Source organism: Homoserinimonas sp. A520 (assembly GCF_054489245.1).
Window position 1 is genome coordinate 120,332 of sequence record NZ_JBTMWX010000003.1, and the last position, 24,491, is coordinate 144,822.

The 24,491-nt window shown below is 64.2% G+C and carries 26 protein-coding genes and 1 tRNA gene; 17 read left to right on the forward strand and 10 right to left on the reverse strand.

The genetic code is table 11. From position 1 onward, the window contains the following. The 6 genes from ACX3PH_RS09200 to ACX3PH_RS09225 all read left to right on the forward strand — a co-directional run bounded on the left by ACX3PH_RS09200 (window position 1) and on the right by ACX3PH_RS09225 (window position 5,801). Window positions 1-804 (forward strand): pseudouridine synthase, encoded by an 804-nt coding sequence (locus ACX3PH_RS09200; RefSeq protein ID WP_459091689.1) that lies wholly within the window; start codon window positions 1-3, stop codon window positions 802-804. Further along, entirely contained in the window at window positions 804-1,895 is a 1,092-nt protein-coding gene (locus ACX3PH_RS09205; protein WP_459091691.1) for a prephenate dehydrogenase, read from the forward strand. The genes ACX3PH_RS09200 and ACX3PH_RS09205 overlap by 1 nt, the downstream gene beginning before the upstream one ends. Continuing rightward, on the forward strand, window positions 1,892-2,560 hold the full coding sequence (cmk, locus tag ACX3PH_RS09210; protein WP_459091693.1) for a (d)CMP kinase: 669 nt from the start codon (window positions 1,892-1,894) through the stop codon (window positions 2,558-2,560). The genes ACX3PH_RS09205 and cmk overlap by 4 nt, the downstream gene beginning before the upstream one ends. 22 nt (window positions 2,561-2,582) lie before the next feature. Further along, on the forward strand, window positions 2,583-4,088 hold the full coding sequence (gene der / locus ACX3PH_RS09215) for a ribosome biogenesis GTPase Der (protein ID WP_459091695.1): 1,506 nt from the start codon (window positions 2,583-2,585) through the stop codon (window positions 4,086-4,088). Window positions 4,089-4,228: 140 nt separating this feature from the next. Further along, the gene (locus ACX3PH_RS09220) at window positions 4,229-5,293 is read left to right on the forward strand and encodes an LLM class flavin-dependent oxidoreductase (RefSeq protein ID WP_459091697.1); all 1,065 of its coding nucleotides are present in this window, start codon (window positions 4,229-4,231) and stop codon (window positions 5,291-5,293) included. A gap of 37 nt (window positions 5,294-5,330) precedes the next feature. After that, window positions 5,331-5,801: an NUDIX domain-containing protein gene (locus tag ACX3PH_RS09225; protein ID WP_459091699.1), complete on the forward strand. Its 471-nt coding sequence runs from the start codon at window positions 5,331-5,333 to the stop codon at window positions 5,799-5,801. 68 nt (window positions 5,802-5,869) lie between these two features. Here ACX3PH_RS09225 and ACX3PH_RS09230 read toward each other — a convergent pair whose 3' ends face one another. Then, a complete protein-coding gene (locus ACX3PH_RS09230) occupies window positions 5,870-7,339 on the reverse strand; it encodes an HNH endonuclease signature motif containing protein (protein ID WP_459091701.1) in 1,470 nt (489 codons plus the stop codon). A gap of 234 nt (window positions 7,340-7,573) precedes the next feature. Here ACX3PH_RS09230 and ACX3PH_RS09235 point away from each other — a divergent pair, with 234 nt between their 5' ends. The 5 genes from ACX3PH_RS09235 to ACX3PH_RS09255 all read left to right on the forward strand — a co-directional run bounded on the left by ACX3PH_RS09235 (window position 7,574) and on the right by ACX3PH_RS09255 (window position 12,360). Further along, window positions 7,574-7,975: a hypothetical protein gene (locus ACX3PH_RS09235; protein ID WP_459091703.1), complete on the forward strand. Its 402-nt coding sequence runs from the start codon at window positions 7,574-7,576 to the stop codon at window positions 7,973-7,975. A 102-nt stretch (window positions 7,976-8,077) separates the two neighbouring features. After that, a complete protein-coding gene (locus ACX3PH_RS09240) occupies window positions 8,078-9,295 on the forward strand; it encodes an acetyl-CoA C-acetyltransferase (RefSeq protein ID WP_459091705.1) in 1,218 nt (405 codons plus the stop codon). Then, window positions 9,295-11,514 carry a 3-hydroxyacyl-CoA dehydrogenase NAD-binding domain-containing protein gene (locus ACX3PH_RS09245; protein ID WP_459091707.1) on the forward strand — a complete coding sequence of 740 codons (2,220 nt, stop codon included), beginning with the start codon at window positions 9,295-9,297 and terminating at the stop codon, window positions 11,512-11,514. The genes ACX3PH_RS09240 and ACX3PH_RS09245 overlap by 1 nt, the downstream gene beginning before the upstream one ends. A 67-nt stretch (window positions 11,515-11,581) precedes the next feature. After that, window positions 11,582-12,151: an LURP-one-related/scramblase family protein gene (locus ACX3PH_RS09250; RefSeq protein WP_459091709.1), complete on the forward strand. Its 570-nt coding sequence runs from the start codon at window positions 11,582-11,584 to the stop codon at window positions 12,149-12,151. 135 nt (window positions 12,152-12,286) lie between these two features. Continuing rightward, window positions 12,287-12,360: transfer RNA gene (locus tag ACX3PH_RS09255), tRNA-Pro, on the forward strand. 30 nt (window positions 12,361-12,390) lie between these two features. On the opposite strand, the gene ACX3PH_RS09260 is transcribed toward ACX3PH_RS09255, so the two are convergent. Continuing rightward, window positions 12,391-13,599, reverse strand: a complete 1,209-nt coding sequence (locus tag ACX3PH_RS09260; RefSeq protein WP_459091711.1) for a tyrosine-type recombinase/integrase — start codon at window positions 13,597-13,599, stop codon at window positions 12,391-12,393. A gap of 746 nt (window positions 13,600-14,345) precedes the next feature. After that, window positions 14,346-14,792 carry a hypothetical protein gene (locus ACX3PH_RS09265; protein ID WP_459091713.1) on the reverse strand — a complete coding sequence of 149 codons (447 nt, stop codon included), beginning with the start codon at window positions 14,790-14,792 and terminating at the stop codon, window positions 14,346-14,348. A 180-nt stretch (window positions 14,793-14,972) separates the two neighbouring features. Between ACX3PH_RS09265 and ACX3PH_RS09270 the strand changes: the two genes are divergently transcribed. The 4 genes from ACX3PH_RS09270 (at window position 14,973) to ACX3PH_RS09285 (ending at window position 17,182) form a co-directional block, all read left to right on the forward strand. Continuing rightward, window positions 14,973-15,338 carry a hypothetical protein gene (locus tag ACX3PH_RS09270; protein WP_459091715.1) on the forward strand — a complete coding sequence of 122 codons (366 nt, stop codon included), beginning with the start codon at window positions 14,973-14,975 and terminating at the stop codon, window positions 15,336-15,338. Window positions 15,339-15,363: 25 nt separating this feature from the next. Then, window positions 15,364-15,894: a hypothetical protein gene (locus tag ACX3PH_RS09275; protein ID WP_459091717.1), complete on the forward strand. Its 531-nt coding sequence runs from the start codon at window positions 15,364-15,366 to the stop codon at window positions 15,892-15,894. A 24-nt stretch (window positions 15,895-15,918) separates the two neighbouring features. Further along, window positions 15,919-16,455: a hypothetical protein gene (locus tag ACX3PH_RS09280; RefSeq protein ID WP_459091719.1), complete on the forward strand. Its 537-nt coding sequence runs from the start codon at window positions 15,919-15,921 to the stop codon at window positions 16,453-16,455. 280 nt (window positions 16,456-16,735) lie between these two features. Next, complete coding sequence (locus ACX3PH_RS09285; protein WP_459091721.1) at window positions 16,736-17,182, forward strand: hypothetical protein; 447 nt, start codon at window positions 16,736-16,738, stop codon at window positions 17,180-17,182. A 336-nt stretch (window positions 17,183-17,518) separates the two neighbouring features. Here the strand turns inward: ACX3PH_RS09285 and ACX3PH_RS09290 are convergent, their stop codons facing one another. Continuing rightward, window positions 17,519-17,650, reverse strand: coding sequence for a hypothetical protein (locus ACX3PH_RS09290; protein ID WP_459091723.1), 132 nt, complete (start codon window positions 17,648-17,650; stop codon window positions 17,519-17,521). Window positions 17,651-17,910: 260 nt separating this feature from the next. On the opposite strand from ACX3PH_RS09290, the gene ACX3PH_RS09295 reads away from it, so the two are divergent. Then, window positions 17,911-18,069, forward strand: a complete 159-nt coding sequence (locus ACX3PH_RS09295; protein ID WP_459091725.1) for a hypothetical protein — start codon at window positions 17,911-17,913, stop codon at window positions 18,067-18,069. A gap of 73 nt (window positions 18,070-18,142) precedes the next feature. Here the strand turns inward: ACX3PH_RS09295 and ACX3PH_RS09300 are convergent, their stop codons facing one another. Both ACX3PH_RS09300 and ACX3PH_RS09305 read right to left on the reverse strand, forming a co-directional pair. Continuing rightward, a complete protein-coding gene (locus ACX3PH_RS09300) occupies window positions 18,143-18,799 on the reverse strand; it encodes a hypothetical protein (RefSeq protein WP_459091727.1) in 657 nt (218 codons plus the stop codon). A gap of 161 nt (window positions 18,800-18,960) precedes the next feature. Next, window positions 18,961-19,605, reverse strand: coding sequence for a hypothetical protein (locus ACX3PH_RS09305; RefSeq protein WP_459091729.1), 645 nt, complete (start codon window positions 19,603-19,605; stop codon window positions 18,961-18,963). Window positions 19,606-19,705: 100 nt separating this feature from the next. Here ACX3PH_RS09305 and ACX3PH_RS09310 point away from each other — a divergent pair, with 100 nt between their 5' ends. Further along, window positions 19,706-20,347 carry a hypothetical protein gene (locus ACX3PH_RS09310; RefSeq protein ID WP_459091731.1) on the forward strand — a complete coding sequence of 214 codons (642 nt, stop codon included), beginning with the start codon at window positions 19,706-19,708 and terminating at the stop codon, window positions 20,345-20,347. Between the two features lie 174 nt (window positions 20,348-20,521). Here ACX3PH_RS09310 and ACX3PH_RS09315 read toward each other — a convergent pair whose 3' ends face one another. The 4 genes from ACX3PH_RS09315 to ACX3PH_RS09330 all read right to left on the reverse strand — a co-directional run bounded on the left by ACX3PH_RS09315 (window position 20,522) and on the right by ACX3PH_RS09330 (window position 24,458). After that, window positions 20,522-21,358, reverse strand: coding sequence for a restriction endonuclease (locus tag ACX3PH_RS09315; protein ID WP_459091733.1), 837 nt, complete (start codon window positions 21,356-21,358; stop codon window positions 20,522-20,524). Window positions 21,359-21,692: 334 nt separating this feature from the next. After that, a complete protein-coding gene (locus ACX3PH_RS09320) occupies window positions 21,693-22,154 on the reverse strand; it encodes a hypothetical protein (RefSeq protein ID WP_459091735.1) in 462 nt (153 codons plus the stop codon). Between the two features lie 250 nt (window positions 22,155-22,404). Next, window positions 22,405-23,133: a DUF6994 family protein gene (locus tag ACX3PH_RS09325; protein WP_459091737.1), complete on the reverse strand. Its 729-nt coding sequence runs from the start codon at window positions 23,131-23,133 to the stop codon at window positions 22,405-22,407. 221 nt (window positions 23,134-23,354) lie between these two features. Further along, window positions 23,355-24,458 carry a PD-(D/E)XK nuclease family protein gene (locus ACX3PH_RS09330; RefSeq protein ID WP_459091739.1) on the reverse strand — a complete coding sequence of 368 codons (1,104 nt, stop codon included), beginning with the start codon at window positions 24,456-24,458 and terminating at the stop codon, window positions 23,355-23,357. Window positions 24,459-24,491 lie beyond the last annotated feature (33 nt).

The window sequence follows — 24,491 nt, forward strand, 5'->3', positions numbered from 1 at the left end:
ATGTCCTCCAATGATCCAGACCAGCCGGACGGCATCCGCCTGCAGAAGCTGATGGCCGCCGCCGGTGTCGCCTCACGCCGGGTGAGCGAAGACCTGATCAGCGCCGGGCGCGTCGAGGTGAACGGCGAGGTGGTGACCGAGCTGGGCCGCCGCGTGCAGGAGAGCGACCTGGTCTCGGTCGACGGCGTCGCCATCCAGCTGGACACCAGCCGTCGCTACCTGATGCTGAACAAGCCGGTCGGCATCGTGTCGTCGCTCCAGGATGAGCGCGGTCGCCCCGACCTGCAGCGCTATGTATCGAAGTATGAGGAGCGGCTGTTCAACGTGGGGCGGCTGGATGCGCAGACCTCCGGCCTGCTGATCCTCACCAACGACGGCGAACTGGCGCACGTTCTGGCGCATCCGTCGTTCGGTGTCATGAAGACATACATCGCCAAGGTTCAGGGGCGGATGTCCGCCCAGACCGTCGGCCGCCTGACCACCGGTGTCGAGCTCGAGGACGGCCCGATCACCGCCGACAAGGCGCGCATCCTCAGCGCAGGCAAGACCGAGACCATGGTCGAGGTCACCCTGCACTCCGGACGCAACCGCATCGTGCGGCGGATGCTGGAGGAGGTCGGCCACCCGGTGATCGACCTCGTCCGCAGGCAGTTCGGCCCGCTGCACCTGGGCACCCTGGCGCCCGGCGAAATCCGTGACCTGACCAAGGCGGAGCTCGGGGAGCTGCTCACCATCTCGCGCAACGCGCAGGCGGGCGGCACGCCATCCGGCGGCGAGCCGAACACTGACACGGAGGACTCGTGATGCCTGAGCGACGGCTGAAGGAACAGGTGCGGGTGGTCGGAAGCGGCCTGCTCGGAACCAGCATCGGGCTCGGGCTGCGCGAGCACGGTGTCGACGTCATCCTCGATGACGCGTCGCCTTCCGCCCTGCAACTGGCCATCGACTACGGTGCCGGGCGACTGCCGGGCATCGACGATGCACCAGGACTCATCGTCGTCTGCGTGCCCCCCGATGTCACCGCTCAGGTGGTCGCCCGCGAACTGGCCCGTTACCCGGATGCGCTGGTGACGGATGTCGCGAGCGTCAAGTCGGCACCGCTCGCCGACCTGCGCGACCTGGGGGCCGACCTCAGCCGCTACCTGGGAACGCATCCGATGGCCGGCCGCGAACGCGGTGGCCCGATCGCCGCCCGCGCCGACCTGTTCATCGGCCGACCATGGGTGATCGCCGGGCACGACGACATCAGCTACCAGCGGGCGGCGCCGATCGAGGACATGATCCTCGACCTGGGTGCTGTACCCGTGGAGATGACTGCGGAAAGCCATGACGAAAGTGTCGCGCTGGTGTCGCACGTTCCCCAGATGATCTCAACGCTCATGGCCGTGCGGCTGCGCGACGGCAGCAACGCCGCCCTGGCCCTCACCGGCCAGGGCTTGCGGGATGTGACCAGGATCGCCTCCAGCGACCCGTCACTCTGGGTGCAGATCCTTGGCGCGAACGCGTCACCAGTCGTGGGCATCCTCAAGGAGTTCCGCAGCGACCTGGACGGCGTGATCGCCGCGCTGGAAAACCCCACCGCGACCGGATCCAGGAGGGCGATCGCCGACACCATGTCCGCAGGCAACACCGGCGCTCTCCGCCTTCCGGGCAAGCACGGGCAGGACCGCAAGTTCGCCCAGCTGGTGGTGAAGGTGGACGACACCCCGGGCGAGCTGGGCAGACTGCTCACCGAGATCGGCGAGGCCGGGGTCAACATGGAGGACCTGCGGCTCGAGCACTCCCCGGGCGCGCAGATCGGCCTGGCCGAGATCTCGGTGCTGCCGGAAGCCGAAGAGAAGCTGGTCGCCGAACTCGAGCAGCGGGGTTGGAAGATCGCCGGAGCCTACCTGTGACCGGGCGCATCGCCGTCGCCATCGACGGGCCGGCGGGCAGCGGCAAGTCGAGCGTCAGCCGGGCGGCCGCCCGCGCCCTCGGCTACGACTACCAGGACACCGGTGCTGCATACCGTGCCCTCGCGTGGCTCGCGCTGGAGCACGGAATTGACACGACAGACCCCGACGCGATCATCCGCCTGCTTCCGGAATTCGACTATCACCTGGGAATCGACCCCGACGATTACTACGTGCGGGTGGGAGACACCGACGTTGAGAAGGCCATCCGCGAACCGCGGATCACGGCCGTGGTCAGCAACATCGCCCGGGTGCCCGAAGTGCGATCGTGGATGGTGCAGCTGTTCCGTGACGTCATCGCATCCGGCGCCCGCCCCGGCGTGATCACCGAGGGGCGGGACATCACCACGGTGGTGGCACCGGATGCCCCGGTGCGGATTCTGCTCACAGCCAGCGAGGAAGCTAGAATAGCCAGGCGTGCCGCCGAGATCGTCGGCCAGTCGGCCCAGGATGCCGGCCGGGAGATGACTTCCCGGGACAACCAGGATTCCCGGGTCATCGACTTCATGAACGCCGCGAATGGTGTCACCACCATCGACTCAACAAACCTCGACTTCGACGCGACCATCCAGGCGGTGGTCGACCTCATCCGTTCAACCGCTGGTTGAACCCCCGCAAAGGACCTTCCCCATGTCAGACCAGGACGATTTCCCCGCCCTCGATGAGAAGCTCGCCGAGCGCATCGCCGCCATCAACGAGGAGGATGCGGAGATCCGCACTTCCGCGCTGCGGGCCGGGCTCAGCGACTACGACCTCGAGGACGAAGACCTCGACATCCTCGAGTCTGTCGACGAGGACCCGGATGCGGTCATCTACCTGCCGGCGATGCCGGTGCTGGCGATTGTCGGTCGGCCGAACGTCGGCAAGTCCGCACTGGTCAACCGCATCCTGGGCCGCCGCGAAGCCGTCGTGGAGGACACCCCCGGTGTCACGCGCGACCGGGTCGCCTACAAGGCCGAGTGGAACGAGCGCCGCTTCACGCTGATGGACACCGGCGGGTGGGAGCCGGACGCCAAGGGCATCGACGCATCCGTCGCCATGCAGGCGGAGGTCGCCGTCGAACTGGCGGATGCCGTGCTCTTCATCGTCGACGCCAACGTCGGCGCCACCTCAACCGACGAGCACGTGGTGCGGATGCTGCGCCAGACGAAGAAACCGGTCATCCTGGTCGCCAACAAGGTGGACGACGTCAGGCAGGAGCCGAACGCCACCGTGCTGTGGAGCCTGGGGCTCGGCCAGCCGTGGCCGGTGTCCGCCGTGCACGGGCGTGGTGTCGCCGACCTGCTGGACCACGTGCTGGACGTGCTTCCCGAAGTGTCTGCCGTTGCCAAGGATGAGGTCGGCGGACCCCGCCGTGTCGCCATCCTTGGGCGACCGAACGTCGGTAAGTCGAGCTTGCTGAACCGCGCGGCCGGTGAGGAACGCGTTGTCGTCAATGAACTCGCCGGAACCACGCGTGACCCGGTCGACGAGCAGGTCGAGATCGGCGGCAAGGTGTGGCTCTTTGTCGACACCGCCGGCATCCGTCGTCGTGTGCACCTGTCCCAGGGTGCCGACTTCTACTCCTCGCTGCGCACCAGTGCCGCGCTGGAGAAGGCCGAAGTGGCCATCGTCGTACTCGATGTGACCGAACCGGTTAGCGTGCAGGACCTCAAGATCATCGACCTGGTGCTCGAATCCGGTCGTGCGCTGGTGCTCGCGTTCAACAAGTGGGACCTGCTCGACGAGGAACGCCGCATCTACCTGGAGAAGGAGATCGAGCGGGACCTCTCGCACGTCGCCTGGGCTCCACGGGTCAACATGTCGGCGAAGACCGGGCGACACCTGGAGAAGCTGGTGCCCGCGCTCGAGCTGGCGCTGGAGTCGTGGGACACCCGGATTCCGACCGGTAAGTTCAACGCCCTGCTCGCCGAACTCACCATGGAGCACCCGCACCCGGTGCGCGGCGGCAAGCAGCCGCGTGTGCTGTTCGGGACGCAGGCGACCAGTCGCCCGCCGACATTCGTGTTGTTCACGACCGGCTTCCTCGACCCGCAGTACCGCCGGTTCATCACCAGGCGCCTGCGCGAGATCTTCGGCTTCGAGGGCAGCCCCATCAACGTGAACATGCGAGTGCGGGAGAAGCGCAAGCGCTAACCACCTCTGTGGTCTCGACAAGCTCGACCAACTTAAGTTGAGCTGGTTGAGCTTGTCGAAACCCCACGGATTGCATGTCGCGTCGACAGGCTAAAGCTGGGACCCGGAATACCTGTGCTCGTCCGTGGTTGGCTTAACCGATGACTACTCCGCTGAGCCTCTCCGTGCTCGACCTGATCCCCGTTCGCAGCAACCAGTCCTCGGCGGACGCGCTTGCGGCATCCATCACCCTGGCGAAGCGCGCGGACGAACTGGGGTTCCGGCGCTACTGGGTGGCGGAGCATCACAATATGCCCGCAGTGGCATCAACGAATCCAGCCGTGCTGATCGGCATTCTCGCCGCGAAGACCCAGCGCATTCGGGTGGGTTCGGGCGGTGTCATGCTGCCGAACCATGCGCCCCTGGTGGTGGCAGAGCAGTTCGCCATCCTCGAGGCGGCCTTCCCCGGTCGCATCGATTTGGGGATAGGTCGCGCGCCGGGCAGCGACCCGGTGATCACCTCGTTCCTGCGGATGACCGGCACCACCAGTGATGTGGACGCCTTCCCGCAGAACGTGCAGGACATCGCCGCCCTGATCGACCCCGCGGGTGCGAACCTGCGTCTGCCTTCCGGTCAGGTCTACGGCCTGCGCGCTACCCCGCAGGCGGGATCGACCGCCGACCTCTGGCTGCTCGGTTCCAGCGAGTACTCGGCACGCCTGGCCGCGTCGCTCGGGCTGCCGTATGTCTTTGCCCACCACTTCTCCGGGGAGGGCACCGCGCGCATCCTCGCCCTCTACCGCGATGGATTCGTGCCGTCGACGCAGCTGACAGGCACCGCGCTGAAGGAACCACGCACCTTCCTCACCCTCAACGTGTCCGTCGCAGACACGGCGGCGGAGGCGACGGCGGCCGCCCTGCCGCAGCTGCAGCAGATGGCGCGCCTGCGCAGCGGTCAACCGCTCGGGCCACTCGCCACCATCGAGGAGGCAGCCGCGAACGTTTTGGCGCCCGCCCAGCAGCAGCTGGTCGACGGCATGTTGGAGCGCTGGGTGATCGACGAGCCGGTTGCCGCCGCTACGCGCATCCGCTCGCTTGCCGAGTCCTTCGGTGTCGACGAGGTGATGGTCGTTCCCGGGCTGTCCGCCCATGAGTCTGACGATAGGGCTTCGGCACCGGCGCGGGTGAAGGCGTTGGAGCTTCTTGCTGGGCAATTGCTGGCGTGACCGCTCGACACGCGGAATCGCGTGACAAGCTGGAGGCATGACCCGAAAGCCGCCGATCGTGCCGCGCGACTCCGGGGATGCCTGGGTTCACGGTCCGGATGGGTCGAAGTATTGGGGCAGGTTCGGTGCTGCCGGCCTTCTCGTTCACGACGCTGACCGTGGCATCCTGTTGCAGCATCGGGCAGTGTGGAGCCACTTCGGCGGAACCTGGGGCCTTCCCGGCGGTGCCCGCCACGAGCACGAATCCGCGGTTGAAGCGGCCTTGCGCGAGGCGGGGGAGGAGGCGTCGGTTCCGGCGGATGCCTGCGAGTTGCTGTTCGAGACCGTGCTCGACCTGGGCTACTGGTCGTACACGACGGTCGCGGTGCGGGCGGTGCGCCCCTTCGAGCCGGTGATCGCCGACCCGGAGAGCCTCGACCTGCAGTGGGTCTCGCTCGATGAGGTGAGCCGGTTGCCGCTGCACCCGCGGTTCGAGGAATCGTGGCCGCAGCTGCGGTCCCAGCTCTGAGTATTCAACGCGCCCTGCCGGTTGAGCTTGCCGAAACCTGCGTCCATGGCCTCCCGTTGGGCAGAGCTCTACCCTGTGCGCCGGTGTTCTCGTTGGAGGTCGCCCAGGGCGGCGGAATTGTGGGGCATGAGCCTGGGTGTGCGGGTCGGGTCGATGCTGGTGGGTGGGTGCAGCCAGTAGGTTCCGCCGTCACGGGTGATGTCCCAGTGGTTGTTGTGCAGGAGCATGTGGTGGTGCCGGCAGAGCAGGATCCCGTCGGCGAGGTCGGTTTTGCCGTGGTCTCGGGCCCAGTGGTTGATGTGGTGGGCCTCTGTGTAGGAGGCGGGGCGGTCACAGCCGGGCCACCGGCAGCCACCGTCCCGAGCGGCCAGGCCGATGCGTTGCAGGGCACTGTAGAGGCGTTGTTCCCGGCCGAGGTCGATGCATTGGCCGTCCCGGTCGAAGCTGACCGGTACCATCCCGGACTCACAGAGGTGGCGTTCGACCGTTTCGATCGATACCGGGGCGGTCTGGCCTTCGATCCGGCCGTGCCCGGTGCCCGACTGCAGGCTCGTCTGGGTGACCAGGACTCGGACGGCGGGCCGCCGGGTGCCGAGGACGGAGCGGGTGGCGGTTTTCGCGTCGGTGTCGGCGCCGATCCGCAACACCGCCATCACCCCGTCGAAGGCAAGCTGCTCGGTGCTCCGCGGGTCGGTCTCGATCGCCTCAGCCCGGGTCTTATCGTTCAGGTCGACCATCCGCGGACCGCCGCGGCGGGGTGAGGTCAACGCGTCGTAGATGCCGTCCACATAGGCGGCGTTCTCCGGATCCGCCAGCAACGTGTAGACGGTCATCCCATCGCCGCGCAGGTACCGTTTGAACGAGCGGGCCTGGTGCCGGGCCTTCTCCCGGTCGGCGATCCCCGCCTCATCCAGTTCATCCCGCACGGCGCGGGCCCGCTTCAATAGTTGGTCGGCATTCAACGGATCCGAGACCGGGGCATCCGGGTCGGACGGGGCCGGGTTGGGGTTGGCAAGATCGACCAGGTGGGCGGCGGCTTCGGCGAGCAGGTTCGCCGTGATGTCGTCGGTGGGGGTGCCCAGGCCGACCCGGATCGCCTCGGCCGCATCCAACGACAGGGTGCCGGCGGCGACCGCCCGGCCGACCGGTGCCAGCCACGGCTCGGTCAACTCCGGAGAAACCTCCCCGGTGCGTTCGGCCTCGGTCAGGATCTCCGCCTCGTGGATGATCCCCCCGGTGCGCACCAGCTTGACCGCCTCCCGGCTGGTCGACCCGGTCAAATGCTGCACCAGTTTCTCCGCCGTGCGGAACCCGGTCTTCTGCGCCAGACCGGCATAGCCCAACTCGAAACTGGAGCGGCGGGCGATCTCCCCGGCGGTGGCGGCGATCGATGGTTCCAGCTGGCGGGTGATGTTCGCGAACAAGGCCGGAATGGCCAGCAACTCGTCCTCGGGCAGGCCGGCCAGCGTTACCGAATCCCGGGGCAGCAGGGCGGCGGCGGCCGCGATGCTGCTGAGGGAATCGGTGAACTGGGACATGCTCTTATTCTCCCACATTCGAAGGTTTATTCTAGTGTTTTTGAGTACTTCTTATCCACAGATTTGCTGTGGATAAAGGGAACCAGCGGGGTTGGGGAGGAGAAGACGCGCGATGAGCGCACGCTATCGAACGTTGGCTGAGGAGAGCCATTGTGACGGCACCGTGCCTTGGGTTGGCGTTGGCGTGATGACAATAGGGGCACGTGGTAAAGGCCACGTTGCTACTGTGAACCCGTGCCAGGGACTCAGATAACGATGCAGGTTCGGGACTGGCTGATAATTGATGCCACCATCGACAACACGATTGCGATGGAAGCCGTCGGTGGCGACACCAACGTCGTGCAGCTCGGACGTGGAATCCGTCAGGCGGGTGGTGCGCAGGCTCGTCGACACCCACGGAAGGCCGACGGGTGGGGCAGCTGGCCGCCCCTTGACGATTACCTCGAAATCACGCTCGACCCGAGCACCTGGGTCTTCATCGTGGAACAATTGCGCCGGTGGGCGGCTGTGGGCGAATCGAATTCCGACGACCCCAGGTGGGGACCTGATGAGCGGGGGGCGCGGCGCCGATCCAATGGAAAGGCGAGAGAGCTCGCGGATTCGATCATCCGCCATTTGACTGGCGTTGCTGAATAGGGTCAGCTCGCGGGCGGCATTCGGGACGCTCAACGGGCAGGCAAGTGCAAAGCCGGACCAGCGCAGGCCAGCACTCCCAGAGTCCACCCATAAGCTGGTGGCATGCCCAATGACGCGTACATCTTTGATGCGCTGCGCACTCCGCGCGGCAAAAACAGGGGCGGCTCGCTGCACAGCGTGAAGCCCGTCGACCTCGCTGCTGGCCTGCTTACCGAGCTTCAGCAGAGAAATCCCAACCTGGACCCGAACCTGATCGACGACGTGATCCTCGGTGTGGTTTCCCCGGTCGGCGAGCAGGGCGGCGATATCGCCCGCACCGCCGCCATGGTCGCTGGGCTGCCGGAGTCGGTTGCCGGCGTGCAGGTGAACCGCTTCTGCGCATCCGGTCTCGAGGCGGTCAATATGGCGGCGGCGAAGGTGGCATCCGGCTGGGATTCGCTCATTGTCGCGGGCGGCGTCGAGTCGATGTCGAGGGTGCCGATCGGCTCCGACGGCGGGGCGTTCGCGCAGGACCCGACCACCGCCTACGACACCTACTTCGTTCCGCAGGGCATCAGTGCCGACCTGATCGCCACGGTCGAGGGCTTCACCAGAACGGATGTCGACGAGTTCGCCGTCGCCTCGCAGGAGAAGGCCGACGCCGCCTGGCAAAAGGGCCACTTTGATCGCTCGGTCATTCCCGTTCGCGATATCAACGGGCTGCTCCTGCTAGACAACGACGAGCACCGCCGTCCCGGCACGACCGTCGAGTCCCTCGCGGGTCTCAAGCCGGCCTTCGCCGCCATGGGGGAGCAGGCTGGATTCGACGCTGTTGCGCTGCAGAAGTACCACTGGATCGAGCACATCAACCATGTGCACACGGGTGGCAACTCGTCCGGAATCGTGGACGGCGCATCCGCTCTCCTGATCGGCAGCCGTGAAGCCGGCGAGGCGATGGGGCAGCGTCCGCGCGCCCGCATCGTCGCTACCGCGGTGGTCGGAAGCGAGCCGACCATCATGCTCACGGGCCCCACCCCGGTCACCGAGAAAGTGCTCGCCAAGGCGGGCCTCACGGTGGACGACATCGACCTGTTCGAGCTGAACGAGGCGTTCGCCGCGGTGGTCATGAAGTGGATGCGCGATCTCAGCATTCCGGAGGAGAAGGTGAACGTGAACGGGGGAGCGATCGCCATGGGGCACCCGCTCGGCGCGACCGGCGGGATGATCCTCGGCACGCTCCTCGACGAGCTGGAGCGTCGCGACCAGCGCTACGGCCTGGCCACCCTCTGTGTCGGCGCCGGCATGGGCATCGCCACCATCATCGAAAGGCTGGATTCCTGATGGGCAACAGCATGAACGACAGCTTGAGCGAAGACAGGGGCGACAGCTTGATCAAGAACGAAACGAACATGTTCGCCTGGCAGCAGGACGCCGATGGCATCGTGACGCTGACGATGGACGACCCCGGCGCATCCGTCAACACCCTCAACCACCGCTACGCCAAGGACATGGGCGAGACCATCGACCGCCTGGAAGCGGAGCGCGAGTCGATCACCGGCGTGATCCTCACTAGTGCGAAGCGCAGCTTCTTCGCCGGTGGCGACCTGGCGCTGCTCATCCAGAGCAAACGCGAAGACGTGGAGAGCCTCACCAAAGAGTTCACCGAGATCAAGGACCAGTTCCGCCGCATCGAGAAGCTGGGCATCCCGGTCGTCGCCGCAATCAACGGCGCAGCCCTCGGCGGCGGCCTCGAGGTCGCCCTCGCCTGCCACCACCGCATCGCGCTGCGGGCCAAGAACATGCAACTCGGCTTCCCCGAGATCACCCTCGGCCTGCTTCCAGGCGCGGGCGGCATCACCCGCACGGTGCGGATGATCGGACTCCAGGATGCGCTCACGAAACTGATCCTGTCCGGCACCAAGTACGGCGCGGATGACGCGAAGCAACTCGGTTTGATCGACGAGGTCGTCGACACTGTGGAGGAGCTGCACGAGAGAGCACGATCCTGGATCAAGGCCAACCCGGCCCCGGTGAAGCCGTGGGACGAGAAGGGCTTCCGCATCCCCGGCGGCTCCCCGACGAGCCCGGCGCTGGGCGCGAACCCGCCCGCGTTCCCGGCAAACCTGCGCAAGCAGGTGAAGGGTGCACCGCTGGATGCCCCGCGCGCCGCGATGGCTGCGGCGGTGGAAGGCGCGCACGTCGACTTCGATACCGCGAGCATGATCGAGACCCGCTACTTCGTGCACCTGCTGATCGGGCAGGTGTCGAAGAACATGACCAACGCGTTCTTCTTCGACCTGCAGAAGATCAACTCCGGCGGCAGCCGCCCGAAGGACCAGCCCAAGTGGCAGGCCACGAAAGTGGGCATCCTGGGCGCCGGCATGATGGGCGCCGCGATCGCGTACGTCTCCGCGAAGGCGGGCATCGACGTCGTCCTGAAGGATGTGACGCTGGAAGCCGCAGAGAAGGGCAAGGCCTACTCCGAAGGGCTGGAGCGGAAGGCTCTCGAGCGTGGCAAGACCACGGCGGAGAGGTCTGAAGCCCTGCTGTCACGCATCCGCCCCACCGCTGATACAGCGGACTTCAATGGCGTCGACATCGTGATCGAGGCCGTGTTCGAGGGGGTGGAGGTGAAGCAGCAGGTGTTCCGCGAGATTGAGGACATCGTGCGGCCGGATGCCGTGCTGGGGTCGAACACGTCCAGCCTGCCGATCACGCTGCTGTCGGAGGGCGTCAGCCGCCCGGCGGACTTCATCGGCATCCACTTCTTCTCGCCGGTGGACAAGATGCCGCTGGTGGAGATCGTGCGCGGACGCAACACCTCCGACGAGGTGCTGGCGAAGGTCTTCGATTTCGTGCTGCAGATACGCAAGACGCCGATTGTGGTGGGCGACGGGCACGGGTTCTTCACGACCCGCGTCATCATGACGTTCATCGCGGAGGCCGTTGCGGCCGTCGGCGAGGGCGTCGAGCCGGCGACGGTGGAGCAGGCGGCGACGCAGGCCGGCTACCCGGTGGGCGCGCTGCAGCTGCTCGACGAATTGACGCTGACCCTCGGCCAGAAGCTGACCAGGGAAGCGCAGCATGCGGCGGAGGCGTCCGGCGCCAACTGGGTGGCGCATCCGTTTGCCACCGTGGTCGACCGGATGCTCGAACTCGACCGCAAGGGACGCTCCAGCCACGCGGGCTTCTACGACTACGACGAGAACGGGCGGCGGCTCGGACTGTGGCCGGAGCTGCGCAACGCTTTCAACGCGGGTTCTGTCGACGTTCCGTTGATCGACCTGCAGGAGCGGATGCTGTTCGCTGAGGCCCTGGAGACGGTGCGGTGCGTGGTTGACGGCGTGCTGACATCCGCAGCGGATGCCAATATCGGCTCGATTCTCGGAATCGGTTTCCCCGCGTGGACGGGCGGTGTACTGCAGTACATCAACCAGTACGAGGGAGGGCTGCCGGGCTTCGTGGCGCGTGCGCGCGAACTGGCGGAGTCGTACGGCCCGCACTTCGAGCCGCCGGCATCGCTGGTGGCGATGGCTGCAGCTGGGGAGTCGTTCAAGTAGGCGGCGTCCGTTCCGCTACTCTGACGAGCATGACAACCCGAATCGTTCTCATTTGCGGCACCACCGCATGACCGACGTCCAGCACCGCGACCGTTTCTTCGTCAAGCAGCGGATCACCATGATGGTGAACCGCTACGAGATTCGTGAGGCGAATGCCGATGGGTCTGAGGGTGGGATCGTGGCGATCGCCCAGCAGAAGCGGATGGCGTTCAAGGAGCAGGTCACGTTTTACGCCGATGAGGCGCGCACGCAGGCGGTGTTCTCGTTCAAGGCTCGGCAGGCGCTCGATCTGGCAGCCGTCTACGACGTGACGGATGGTGCCGGCCAGTCGCTGGGCTGGTTCCAGAAGGATTTCGGTGCGAGCCTGCTGCGTTCGACCTTCAACCTTGGCGGGCCGGGCATCGAGGCGCGCGGCCAGGAGCGCAACCAGGCGGTGGCGATCATCCGCCGCTTCGTTGAGGTTCCGCTGGCGTTTCACTTCGACTTCACGGACAAGCAGACAGGTGCGGTCGTCATGTCGAGTGAGCGCCAGTTCTCGCTGCGCGACCGCTACACGGTGACGGTTCCGGATGCCCGGCTCGACTTCCGGCTGGCCGCCGCCATGGCGGTCGGGCTCGACGCCCTGCTGCAGCGGTAGCGCGCGCGGAGGGCTCGCTTCATTAGGTAAGCTTGTCCAGTTGCCAGAGAGCCGCGAGGTGGTCGGTTAGGCGGGTCGAGCTTGTCGAGACCAGTCGAGCTTGCCGAGACCAAGTGAAACTCCAGCAACAAGCCACGGGCTGTGGCGCAGCTTGGTAGCGCACGTGACTGGGGGTCACGGGGTCGCAGGTTCAAATCCTGTCAGCCCGACACGAAAAACCCTGATGGGAGACTGAATTCTCACCAGGGCTTTTGCTCTGTTTTTGGCCGGTCGCCGTTTTGGTCGCCGCTTAGGCCCCTGGCTCTGTGCCTCTGAGGATGCCTTCCAAGGTCGCCGAATTGTCGACCAACCCTTTCTTCCTGCTGCTGGATGTAGAACTCCTCGGTGGTGCTCTCATCCTCGTGGCCGAGTTGCGCGGTAGCCGCTGCCGTGGAGTCAGCCTGCTTCAACCACGTAGCGACGGAGCGCCGGAACGTCTGCGGGGTGAGGAAGTCCAGATGCTCCGGCCGGACCTTTCGGTAGGTGCGCGTGATGTGGCTTTCCGACACCGGCTTCTCCGGGCCGGTTGTGAACACGAAGTCGGGAGACTGGTTAATCTCCATCTGGCGGCGCAGCGCCGCGGCCACTGTGGCCGGGATGGTGATGACCCGCTCACCCGCCGCGGTCTTCGGTTCCTCCTGGTAGGCAATCGGGTAGCCCCGGATTTCGACGAGGGTTCCACGAACGGTAATCGTCGGGGGCTCCGACTGTAGGTCCACGTCCTGCGGGCGAAGGCCCAGGGCCTCGTTGTGCCGTAGCCCAGTGCCGGCGAACACAGCAGTGTCGTCGCGCACAAGATAAGACGCGTCCCTCGGCGCACCGCCCTTACGGTGCTTCTTCGGTTCCTCAACCCAGCGCTCCAGGGCGTCAGCGAACTCGTAGTACTGGCCGATGGTCAGGGCCTTGACCTTCTCACGTCGCTCCGCCCTTGCCTTCCTTCTGGGTTTCGGAATGTTGTGCGCAACGTTGTAGGGCACTGCGTTGTCGAGGACTGCGGCTTCGAGCACCTGGCGGACAAGCATCTTGGCTTTCTTCGCCTGCGACGGAGTCTTCATCTTCACCTTGTTGAGGTATCGGTTCAGCTGCCCGGCGGTGACATCAGAGAGAGCGGTCGACGCCAGCTTCTCGTCCTTGAGTACCGTTTGCCTGGCTACTCGACGCCAGTAGTCGCGCGTCTGACGTTTCCGGTCCGTGTCGGCGGAGACCTCCGCGAGCCACAGCCGGGTGGCCTCGCCGAGCGTGGTCGATGCCACGCTCTCCTCGATGTCGACGTCTACCTCGGGGCCGAGAATCTCACCATCTGGCCCGACCTTCTCCGCCCGCCGCTTCTTCGGCGGAACCCAGGTGTTGAGCTTGGTGAGGAGAGCGTCCTCGGCTTCGAGCTCCGATTGCCCCTGGGCAGTAACCACCTGGGTGCCCTTGCCTCCGTTGACCCGGCACTGGGCGACGAAACCGCCCCTGCGCCGGTTGGGGCGGGTACTGATTTTTCCGTGTCGGACAGCACCGAGGCCGAGTGATTGGCGCGCCACTAGGAGGCCTCCCCTTCGAGCCACAGGTCAACGACCGAGCGCCGGTACCGGATGTACCCGCCGACCCGGTAACCCTTTGGGCCGGTGCCAGGGCTTGTCCGCCAGTTGTAAACCGTGGACCGTGCGACGCCCGCTGGGCGACGATGACCACGTTGTCGACGCTCTTGGAGCCGCTTGGAAGGCAGGTGAAGATGATGAGGTCGTGCTTGCCCGACCACATCTCGTCATCTGAGGTAAGCCCGTTCTTGTCGACCACAGCCGACCCCGTGACGACAAACGGCGCCCCTGCAACGATGACCCGCGTTCCCGGCTCGACGGCAATTGCCGCGCCCGCGGCATCGACGAGCTTGTTGCCCACGACACCTCCACGGCCACTATGCACAGCCAGATAAATCGTGCCTGAGTCGAGAACGCGAGGGTCTCCATAGCCGCGGATGGCATAGACGTCTATGGCCGTGGGCGGGTTGACCCGCCCTTCCGAGTTCACCGACATTGCTTTGAGCTCCGCATCGATGCCGAGCGCGTCTATTCTGAACCGGTCATCGGAAGGACCGAACGCCTCCGGCTCCGCCTCAGCAGCCCCGGCGGTCACGACGGTCACGTCCGAGACCGAGACCCGGTACCCATCACCGCCAAAAACGGTGACACGAAACTCGAAGACACGAGGCTCGCTGGCATGGAAAACGAATCCGCTGCGGTCCGAGACCGGTACGAGACCGACGGGCCTGCAGGCCGTCGGCGGCGATGCTGGTCCCTGTGCTGTTCACGAGCCCAGCCTTGTCGAGGTAGGCGCCGAGGCCCTCAGAGCTGGAGCCGGCGTAGCCGACTGACTGGCTCGTGCTCACCGCTGAGAGCGCCTGCTGTGCTGCCTGATCCTGCGACCAGGGGATGACCGCGAATACGGTCGCGGCGATCACGCCGCCAACGATTCCGATGACGAGTACACCGACCATGATGGATGCGAGGTCGATGGCACCGGTCTCTGCGGCTGTGGCCTTGAAACCGCGGGCCTTGGCAGATGCGAACTTCTGACGAGCTGCGGCGGCGCGGAGGGAGAGCTTGGAGATATTCATTACGGGTATTACCTTTTTCTACTGGGAGTGCACCCGGGCAGAACGAAACGCTTTGTCGGGTGGCAGCCGCAATGCGGCTACAGACGTTATGAGCGCGGCGCCTGCGCATATCACGCATCGGTGTCCCCGGACCAGCAGGTGCACCTCGAATCGAACATGCCTCACCACTAGGCTCCGACTATGGACTTCGAAAGAATCGGCCTCATCGGGGTGCTCGTCGTGGTCTTCCTCGTACTGCCCTGGTGGCTAATCTCCAACGCCATCGAACGCCGAGATCAGCGCCGCGCCGCCGCCGCGGAGCAGGCTGCCTATGAGGAGCGCGCCGAACGCATGGAGCAACTCGGCCAAGATCTCGTGGATCGCTTCGGCCCGCTATCCGCCGCCGAATTGGAGGTGCTTTGGAAAGTCATGCTGGGGAGCATTGCGGTCAGTGGCAGCGTTGGACTACGCCAAGTGGAAGGTTATGTGCCGCTTGTTCGCCAGTTGACGAAGACCGCTCAAGAAGAGCTGATGCAGCAGGGGATTGGTCCCGAGGACGGAAGCTAGCGTCCGGTGTATCTAGGCTTCGGCCATGGAACTTGCCGCGCTGATCATTTCCTTGGGTGTCTTGATTGTCTCGGGCGCAGCCGCCGTGGCCACGGTCGTCCAGGCGCGAATCGCAACCGCCGCGAAGGCTGACTCGGAGGCTGCCCGCGATGAGTCCCGCACAGCCCGCGACGAAGCGGTCCGGCTAAGCAAGGAGGCAAATCTGGCGTTCGTCAGGCAAGCGGAGGCGCAGGAGAAAGCGAACGAGATTGCACTGTCACTGGTGCCCGAACCGGAAGTTTCATGGATGTACGAGAACGTCCGGGGCGTGCAGTGGGTCCTTCACAATAGGGGCACGAAAGTCGCCCGCTCAGCGGTTCTCGTGGACATCACAGAACCCGCAGGCTTCATCCAACCAGAGTCATCGACACCGCGAGATGTTCGTCCTGGGGACTACCTTGAGTTCGTCGCTCTTGCGACTGGTAACGGTCCGACACCGGCGTTCAGAGTCGTCTGGAACGAAGACGACAGCACACAGGAGTTCTCGGACGACACGAAGATGGTCATTCGCTCGTAGACCGCGCTTCGCTAAGCTCCGCCCATGCCCTACTCGATCAGCGACCTGCGCCGCTTCGGATTCGTCGGGTTCGTCCCGCTCTCAACCTGGACTAAGTCCGATGTCATCGGCACAGGGGACGACGTCGAGGGCATCTATGCGATAGTCCGCGAGTCAACGGCCACCCCGACCTTCACCGATGACGTGCGCCCGGTTCCGCACCGCCTGGCCCGAACCGCAGCCGAGGCGACCGAGCTTTGGGTCGAGAACTGTCAGCTCCTCTATTTCGGCAAGGCCCCGCTGCGCAAACCGTCGAAGTCGGGCAAGCGAAAAGGTCTCGCCCAGCGGATCGATGAATATCGGCGCCACGGGCTGGCCGGAGGTTCGAACCACCACGGCGGCAAACTCATCTGGCAGGTCGACGACGTCGAGAGTCTGCTGGTTGCATGGAAGGCAGTTCCCGAAGGTGAGGCCAATCTGATCGAGAGCGCGCTGATTCTCGGATTCATGGAGACGATGAATCGGGCTCCTTACGCGAACACCGGCCCACCGCGAAAGGGTGTGGCGCCGATCTTCCTCTAAGGGCGTTCGCAACTACCCGGGACCTCCGGAGTGGTCCTACCACGGCTACCGGCCCCGGATGCCCCGCCACCTACTTAGCCGCAGTTTCCCCGTCAGCTCAGAGGCGGCGCTCTGATCGCCTCGCCGACCAGCGGCCCGCCCCGTCCCGAAACCCCGACCCGCTTCCTGCAGCCCGCTTCATGTCGCATCCCGGGACGTCTCCTGGCCGCCCAATGCGCCTACCTAACCCGCAGCCGGCCAGAACGCCTGCCACACCAACGGTCGCCGCTAAGCTCGCGCCATGACCCTCTTTGATAACGACGGCTCGATGCCTGTCCGCGACGCACTCTCCACCCCGGGTCCGGGTCCAGCACCGTCTCTAATTCTGATCGCTAGTGGTGGCGTCGCACTTTTCTTGGGCGTTGGTGCAGGTTTCTTCGAGCGGGAGCCCTGCGGCTCTGCCTTCATACCGCGCGACGTATGGTTCGACGTGCTCGGCGACTGCTCTGCGGCGGTTGGAACGCTTAGAGCACTGGCCATCGTCTTGATGGTGATCGGTGTGGCTGCGATCGTGGGCGGAGTCATCCTGCTTGTGCGTCGGAACGGCCGAAATCAACAGGCGGCCGCAGAGCCTGCGCCCTTTACATCGATAGCTAGCCAGATCACGGAACTCAGCCGACTGCACCGTGAGGGGGCTCTCGACGACGCCGAGTTCGCTGCGGCGAAACGGACGCTGCTAGGCGGATAGGTCCCGCCTCGTTAGGTTCCGCCGCGAATGACGTCGGCGAGTTTTACCTTGCCGTTCTCGACGACAAACGTAAAGGTCGGCGTCGCCAGATTGCCCGGAATAATGATTTCTTCGATGAGGTCTTCCCCGACCCTGTTCTTGTCTGAGTTATCGAAATCATAAGCAGAAACAAGCGCGGACCGGAATCGGTTGGGCGGCGCGACGCGGCGGGTGGTTCTCTAAGTCAAGCTCGGCGTCACTGAGACTGATCGGCTTGGCGCGCACGACTACTGCCTCTATCGCACGGTCTAAGCCATGCCCCGGGTAGCGATTATTTTGGCCCATGCTCAGGCGGCACTAGACGTAGACATCGAGCAACGTCCACCCGTCCCGATCGCGTACGACATCGAACACCAGCGTGTCCGAGTCGGACGTAGCCTGGAAGCGCCAGCCGGTGACAGCCGTCGGCGGGTGCGTTAAATGCCTCATGGGCCGCGGTATTTATCTCCAGCTGTGTCGGCATATCTGATACGAGATATTCGCGCCCTTGCCATCCGATAGAACGTGGAACACCTGTGGGGGAGAGGCTGATTGCGACGGCATCGACTACGTGGGGCATAGTTCTCACTCCAAACCTTGATCGAACATATGTTCGATACTAGAGCTTGCGCGGATACCGTTCAAGCGCACGGCCCAGGTAGCGAGCGTCCACTCGCTAGGCTTCGGCAACCAAGGCAAAGGAGCCCCGCATGACGAACCTGCCCAGTGAATTCAAAGTCCCAGCCATCCCTGGCGAATCGGAGGCGGACCTTCAGCGCCGCATCGAGGCGGAGCGCGACCGCATCGCCGACGACGCCATCAGCACAGACGTCGACAACCTGTTGAATGGGCTCGACGGCCTCGGCTAGATCTCTTTCGCTCAAAGTGGGCGAACCGCCGGATGCCCGCATCGACGTCGCAACGGTCGCAAAGCCCGGAGGGCTAGTCCGATTCGACGACCTCAGCCAAGCGGTCAATGTCCTGCGACAGGCCGATCAGTAGCTCGGCCAGAGCATCATGCATCTGGTGGATGGCGTCGGCTGCAGGGTTCGGAACGCTCTTGATTTCATCGGCGAACCTGTACAGGCGGTACTTCTTGACGAGCGGAAGAGCCTTCTCGCTGCCGTCGTAGATCTCGATCAGGTGATCGTCCAACTTCGCTGATTCGTCGGGGAATCGATCGGGATGGGGTCCATTTCTGAGCATGAACCAAGCACGAACCACCTGCTGCGCGTCGATAGAGCCCATGGTTTGAGGGTTCTCGCTGTGGAAAAACTTGTTGCCTTCTGAATGAGCGGCCACTTCGGCTTCGGTGAATCTGGTTTTCTCCGCCTCGCGGTCCGCTTCCCACTTCATTTGCTTGGTGTCGCTGTGTTTGGGGCGGGGGTTCGCCGTCGTCCATGCGTTGAGATGCTGCTCGGTCAGTGCCTGGAAGTGGTCGAGGAAGTCTTTGCGTTGCTGCTCGTTGAACAAGCGCCGGGCCTTGGCAATAGTCGCGTCTGGGATCTCGACGCTTGACCAGAATTCCAGGGCATGTGCCGCGGTAGTGTACATCGGCGGGTTGAAGCACGTGCCAGTTCCCCTGTCGTAGAGCTTCATCAGTTCCTACTCCTCCACAGGTGACGCAGTCGGTAATCCAACCCAGAGGCTATCGCCCTGGCACACCTGCACCGACCAGACGAGCGCCCCAATGCTGGGGGCCTGCGCACTGCCCCGGCAGCGGCGCGTGATCGCCGAGGTGACTCACCGCCACCTGCGGGCTAATTGGCGCCAGCGGGAGCGCTAGCAATTTCCACGACAAGTGCCCGCAATCGACCATCCTCGCCAAAGGTGGAGAACTCCGACCAGTTCATTTCGTAAGTGCCCATGAGCCGCAAGTCCGTCGCGTGCTCATCGCTTGCCGGTGGACGGTTCCACCTACGGTCGCCGTTCAGTACCGCACCGTGGTGGATGTGGAAGTCGTGGTCGATCGCTGTCGAGTCCGGAAAGTGGTTCCAGTAAGTCTTGTCGTTGGTCAACGCGATGACGGCGCCGTTGGACCCTGGGCGATCGCGCACAAACTCTTCGATGCGAGAGATGTCCTTTACGACCCCGTACCGGCCCTGGTCGTGAGCGCTCTGAGCGGTCAGGCGGAACTGCTGGCCGCCAACCGGACCTGCCCAGAACCCCTTGCGGTACTTCAATTCGATCCCCGTGGTGCGTTTCCGGTCGGGAGAAACGAACTCAAGATCGAGGTGAACTCCCGGTCGCTGCGGGACTTCAAGGTGAACCTCGATCTCCGGTCCGGTCAGCTGAACCTGCCAGGCGAACGCGAACTGGAAGTCGCGTTCGGAGTGGAACACTGGGCGCCGTTCTGACAACTTGGCAAGCACTTCAGCGAGGTCCACGGAGCCAGCGATTAACATGGGCGCCACACTATCGCGACGCGTCACTCTGGCGACGAGTTAACCCTTGTGCTCTACGCCGTTGCGATACGGTCAAGCTAATCGACCGCTCGGAGAACCAATGGAATTTCTGCTGCTAGCTGCGGTCGTCGCTGTCGTCGCTCTGCTCCTGTGGAGCTCCCGCACTTCGACGAAGGCCCGGCGCCAAGCACTTGAAGCGCATGAGCGGCGTCGATGGTCCGCGCCGCATGGTCCGGCCGACGAGCCGGAAGCTCCGGACAATCGCCCAAGAGTGGTCGACCCGAAGACCGGCCAGGAGGTGATCGTCGCAGAGGGTGAAACGCCGAGCCGAGCTCTTCAAAGATTCGCCCGGGAGGCCGGGCAGGCATCCGCGCAATATGAGGCACGCCCGGCGACAACCGGCAGTTCCTCAGACTCATTCCGTTTCGCCGGCGTCAGCGTGCGCAACGGCAACATCACGTACGGCGTGGAGATGCAGGCAGTGAGCAGCACACGTGCCACAGTCGAGACGGCGGGGCAGATTCGAGAGCGCACGTCTCTCACCCAGACGGTAGCCGGTGGGCTGCTATTCGGTCCGGTCGGCGCCATCATCGGAGCGCTTGTCAAAGGGAGCATCGACGAGAGAGAGCTCTACCTGATCGTCGAAGGCAGCGAATACGCGTGGGCCGTCGACGTCAACCCGAAGAAGGGCGCAGAGGCCCGGAAATTTGCGGCCCGGGTGAATACGGCAGCACGGCACTAAAGGACGAGAAGAAACAGCAACCACCGGTGTGAGTCACCACGTCCAGCGTCCCTGGGCAACACCGGTGCCTGCGCCAGCCACGCCTCGCCAGCTGCCAGCCGACGGGGAGTCGGCCGCCACAACGGTCCCGTCCCGGCTCCCGCAACGGGGCTAATCGCTAAGACTGCCCGCTCTTCACTCCTCGATATCGCGTTGCTCTGATATCCGCTGCATGACGATTGTTTCGAGGTCGACTGCATCAGATCCGAGAATGCCCTCAGCCCTCAACGAGGCGCCCACTCGCGCCATGTCCTCGTAGGACAGTCCGAAACGTTGCGACAGTGCTTGGACGCGTCCCTCAAGCCGGATAATCGCCTGGACTGCCTGGGAAATGGGCATTTCGTCCTGCCCCACTTCCTGCATCGACTCTTGAAGCGCAAATATCTCGGCCGTTATCTCTGGCAGATTCTCGGGCCTGACGTATTGCCCCTCCTGGCCGTTCTGGATTGTCTCCAGATCGGTCATCATCAGGTTTTGCATGACGTTCAGCACCACAGTCCCGGAATCAATCACACCCTGGCCGAACCGGGAAAGTTCGGCGATGAATTGGAGCCGCGACTCACTAGCCATGCTCACATCAACCGGCACATGATGGTGCTCGACTAATAGCTCTGCCGAGTCGTTCTCCGGTCGGACCACGCCCATGAGGTCATAGGAGAAGAGCGTCACCTCAGCCTCCGTCGCAAACCGCTTTGCCGCCATGGTGTACCCGATCAACGAGTAGAAGATCGCCCGCCTCCCCAACGCAGCACCGTGTAGTCGCTGTATGGCGGGGGACCCGATAGGGGCACTCGAATAGTGCTTTACCTGAGCGACCGCTCCCGTAGCAACTACATCTATTCCACCGTCAGCACCGCCCGCAGTGGTCAATGCGTCAGAAAACCCGAGCTGTCGCATGTGAACACCGGCAAGTAACTCGGCTTCGTACCAAGAAGAAAGTAGTGGTGGTTCTGCGCTCGGCTCATCAATCATGGGATCAGTATGGCGGAGGGGCACGACTTTCTACCCGACACGTGACGCTTGCTCTCGGTGAGGTGATTGGTCTTTCATCAGCGGGGCCGAGCACCAGCGGGGGCGGGGCCCGTCCAGCGGCCGGCGAGCAAACAATCAGCAACGTAGGACCGTGACGAAGGCGGGCCGCCCGCGGAACGGTCGGCGTTGCGCCAGCGGGCCCGAGCCTGGCGAGGGCAGGGGTCGCTGCGCAGGCGCTGGGGCGAGCGAGCAGCACCGTGCAGCCGGGACGTCAGCAGGCAGACAGCGGCGCGGATGGCGTGGAGAGCGCGGGGCCGAGCTTGCGAGGCCGGAGCTACGCTGCGACGACGACAGGTTCGCGGAATACGAAGGCAGCTACCTTGGCCGACGCCTCTACCGGGTGCCCCGCTGCCACGACATTGCGCTGAAGCAGATCCCGCGCCGCCTCTACCAGATCTGGCCCTACCTCTGGCTGCCCCGCACCTGCATTCCAGTACTGGGCCGCCTTAGACGTCCAGGCGGTGAGCGCCGCGGCGTCGCGCGGGATAGGACCGAGTACCCCGGTCTCGAAGCGGAACGCGGCGCGGAACAGCCTGCCCACCTCGCGTGTCTGGTCCAGGCGCAGCGCCTTCTCGGCGCGGAACGCCTCGATCTTGACCCGGTTGGCCGCAGTCTCGGCCGCGGCTTTCACATCACGGGCGGCCCGGAGTTCATACGCGCCTAAGAAGCCCACGAACAACTGGCTGAAAAAACTGACCCCAGAGCAACGGACGAAGCTGACGAAGGGAATCGCCAAGGACAAAAAGCTCAAGCGCAAGAGCTCGACGATAAATACTTACATTGCGGTGCGCTTCGTACAGGGCGGCGCACCCGGTAGCGGCAAGCGGTCGTAGCGGGGGACCTGTGCCATTTTCTGGTCGCCAAGCCAGCGGCGCAGGCAGCAAACGACGGGGGAATCGTACCGCGGAGCGCTGGCCCCGGACGTTTGAGATGTTCTCGGCGCCACCACGGAAGCGGCTCTATCCGCGCAGTATTGGGGCCGCCGCCTATGCCGGCACCGCAGGCATCAAATGGGCCGCATGGTAGGCCTCAATGCGAGTGGTTCTCGCGGCGAGGAAATCGAGCTGCGCTTCTCTGAAGGCGACATACTCGTCGAAGGTTGCGGGCAGCGGCGGCTTTTCGTAGCCATCGAACGGAAGGTAGAAGCGGACCGCCCCTTGGTGGCTGACCAGGTCGTCGAGAAGAAAGAACTGCACGTAGCCCTTGAAGGTCTCGAACAGTGTGAAGAAGTCGCCGTGCCGAGCCAGCACGTCGGCCAATGGCGAAGCCACACCCAAGTAGTGACGACGGATCGCTTCGAGGGTGAGATCGAAGCGGTCCCGAATTGCTCTGCTCATTCCTCGCTCTTGATTGATTGTCCGCTTCCCAGCCACTTGAAGGCTCGGGAACAATAACCGAGCACCGATCGAGCTCCGATGCCACGCACTATTGACCTCCGCTGGCATCTGCTCGTAAAAGGAGTTGAGGGGTCCTTTGTTGGAGTTCAGGATCGTGTCGCTCGACAGTTCGAAGGCACCCAAGTCCGATTCATGTCGGAGCACTCGGTCCAGGCCGGAGGTCTTCTCCGACAGAGTAAACATCGCACCCGTTGGAAGTGGTTTGCTGAACAAGAGCCTCTGGTACCGCTGCAACGTAGGGCTGCGCCGGTCTGGATCCAGCTTGCAGTTTGGCTCCGTCTTGAAATCGAACGAAGTATCAATCGGGCGGATGCTCATGGTGGTAACCCTAGCTGCGGGGTACGTCATTGACGTGGTGACGAGCCGCTTCGGGTCTTCTAATCATGTCGCTACACGAAGTGGAATTGGGCTGGGAGACGATCCATCGCCGTGCCAAGTGTCAGTACCTTTCGATCACCAACTTGACGAGAAGCTTTGTGCCCGGACGTGGAGTACGGGAACGTGTTCGTTGACGCGTTCAGTTGCCGTGGCACCGCGTCTCACCCGCCGGGTGCGAGGCGGGTACCAGCCTTCACCTGATCGAGAATCTGAACAACACGTTCGATGAAGGCGTCGGCGATCTTCTCCTCGCTGTCAGTCCAAGTCAGGCCGAGCGGCTCTATGGTGGAATCCTTGTAGGTGAGTCCACGTCGGTCATAGACGTAGATCATCGGGCGGGACGGGTCGGCTGAGAACTTGAGCTCGACAGTCCAATCTGCGGCTTGAAAGTGGTATGCATTCCAGGTTTCTTCTCGGATGCCACCGTGCGCTTCCCATCCGGTCTCCAGGCCCAGCGCTTCGAGACGATCGGCGATCAGAGGTTCGATCCGCTTCCTTCGATCGCGAATGAGGCGGCCGATACTGCTGCGCGCTTCCTCGAACGCGGTGATCGCGAGCCTGTGTTCTTCGAGGATGCGCCGCCACTCATCGAGCCGCTGTGCTTCATCTTCAAGGTCTGTCATTTCTGTCTCCCCGTGTCGGGCTTCGATGAACTGCTGTAGGAGGTCAAGGCTGCGCCGCTGGTCCCGATCTCCGGGGCTCATCAGGAACTCGACCAACTCTGGTGCACGCTTGATCTCAGCGCTTAGCTCGGCGTATGTAACAGCCCTAGACAAGTAGTTCTTCTGTGCTGGGTCGATGTGCTCTCGCGCTTCGGGGGCGAGCACCGCCACAAGTACTGTGTCGAAACCGTCGTTTCGGGCAAACTCCGCGTACTTCCTCAGAGGGTTATTCAGCACGTGGCCGATCTTGTTCTCCAGTACGAGCGCAATCCCCAGATCCGGGTTCGCCGCGTACACGTCGATGAAATCGACCTGTGCGGCGATCTCCCACGCGTCAGAGCCTTCCGCGTCCTTTGCGATCAGCCTCTTGCTGCTGTGACCGCCAGGGTCAATGCTTGGTGCTCCGTCGAGGAGGCGCAGAAGAGCGTCTATGACGAGGGATCCGAGGCCATGGCGCTCAGTGGGGTCAAGGAAGAACTGCATTGTCATATCGACACGGGTCTCCCGCCACCCCTCACGGAGGATGTCGTACACATTGACCGGCCGCGGGACACTCCGTGCTGGCGACAACGAAACCTCAAGGAACGACAAGTCGAGCGTCATAACGCCCACCGTACTGGACGTGCCAAGAGCGGC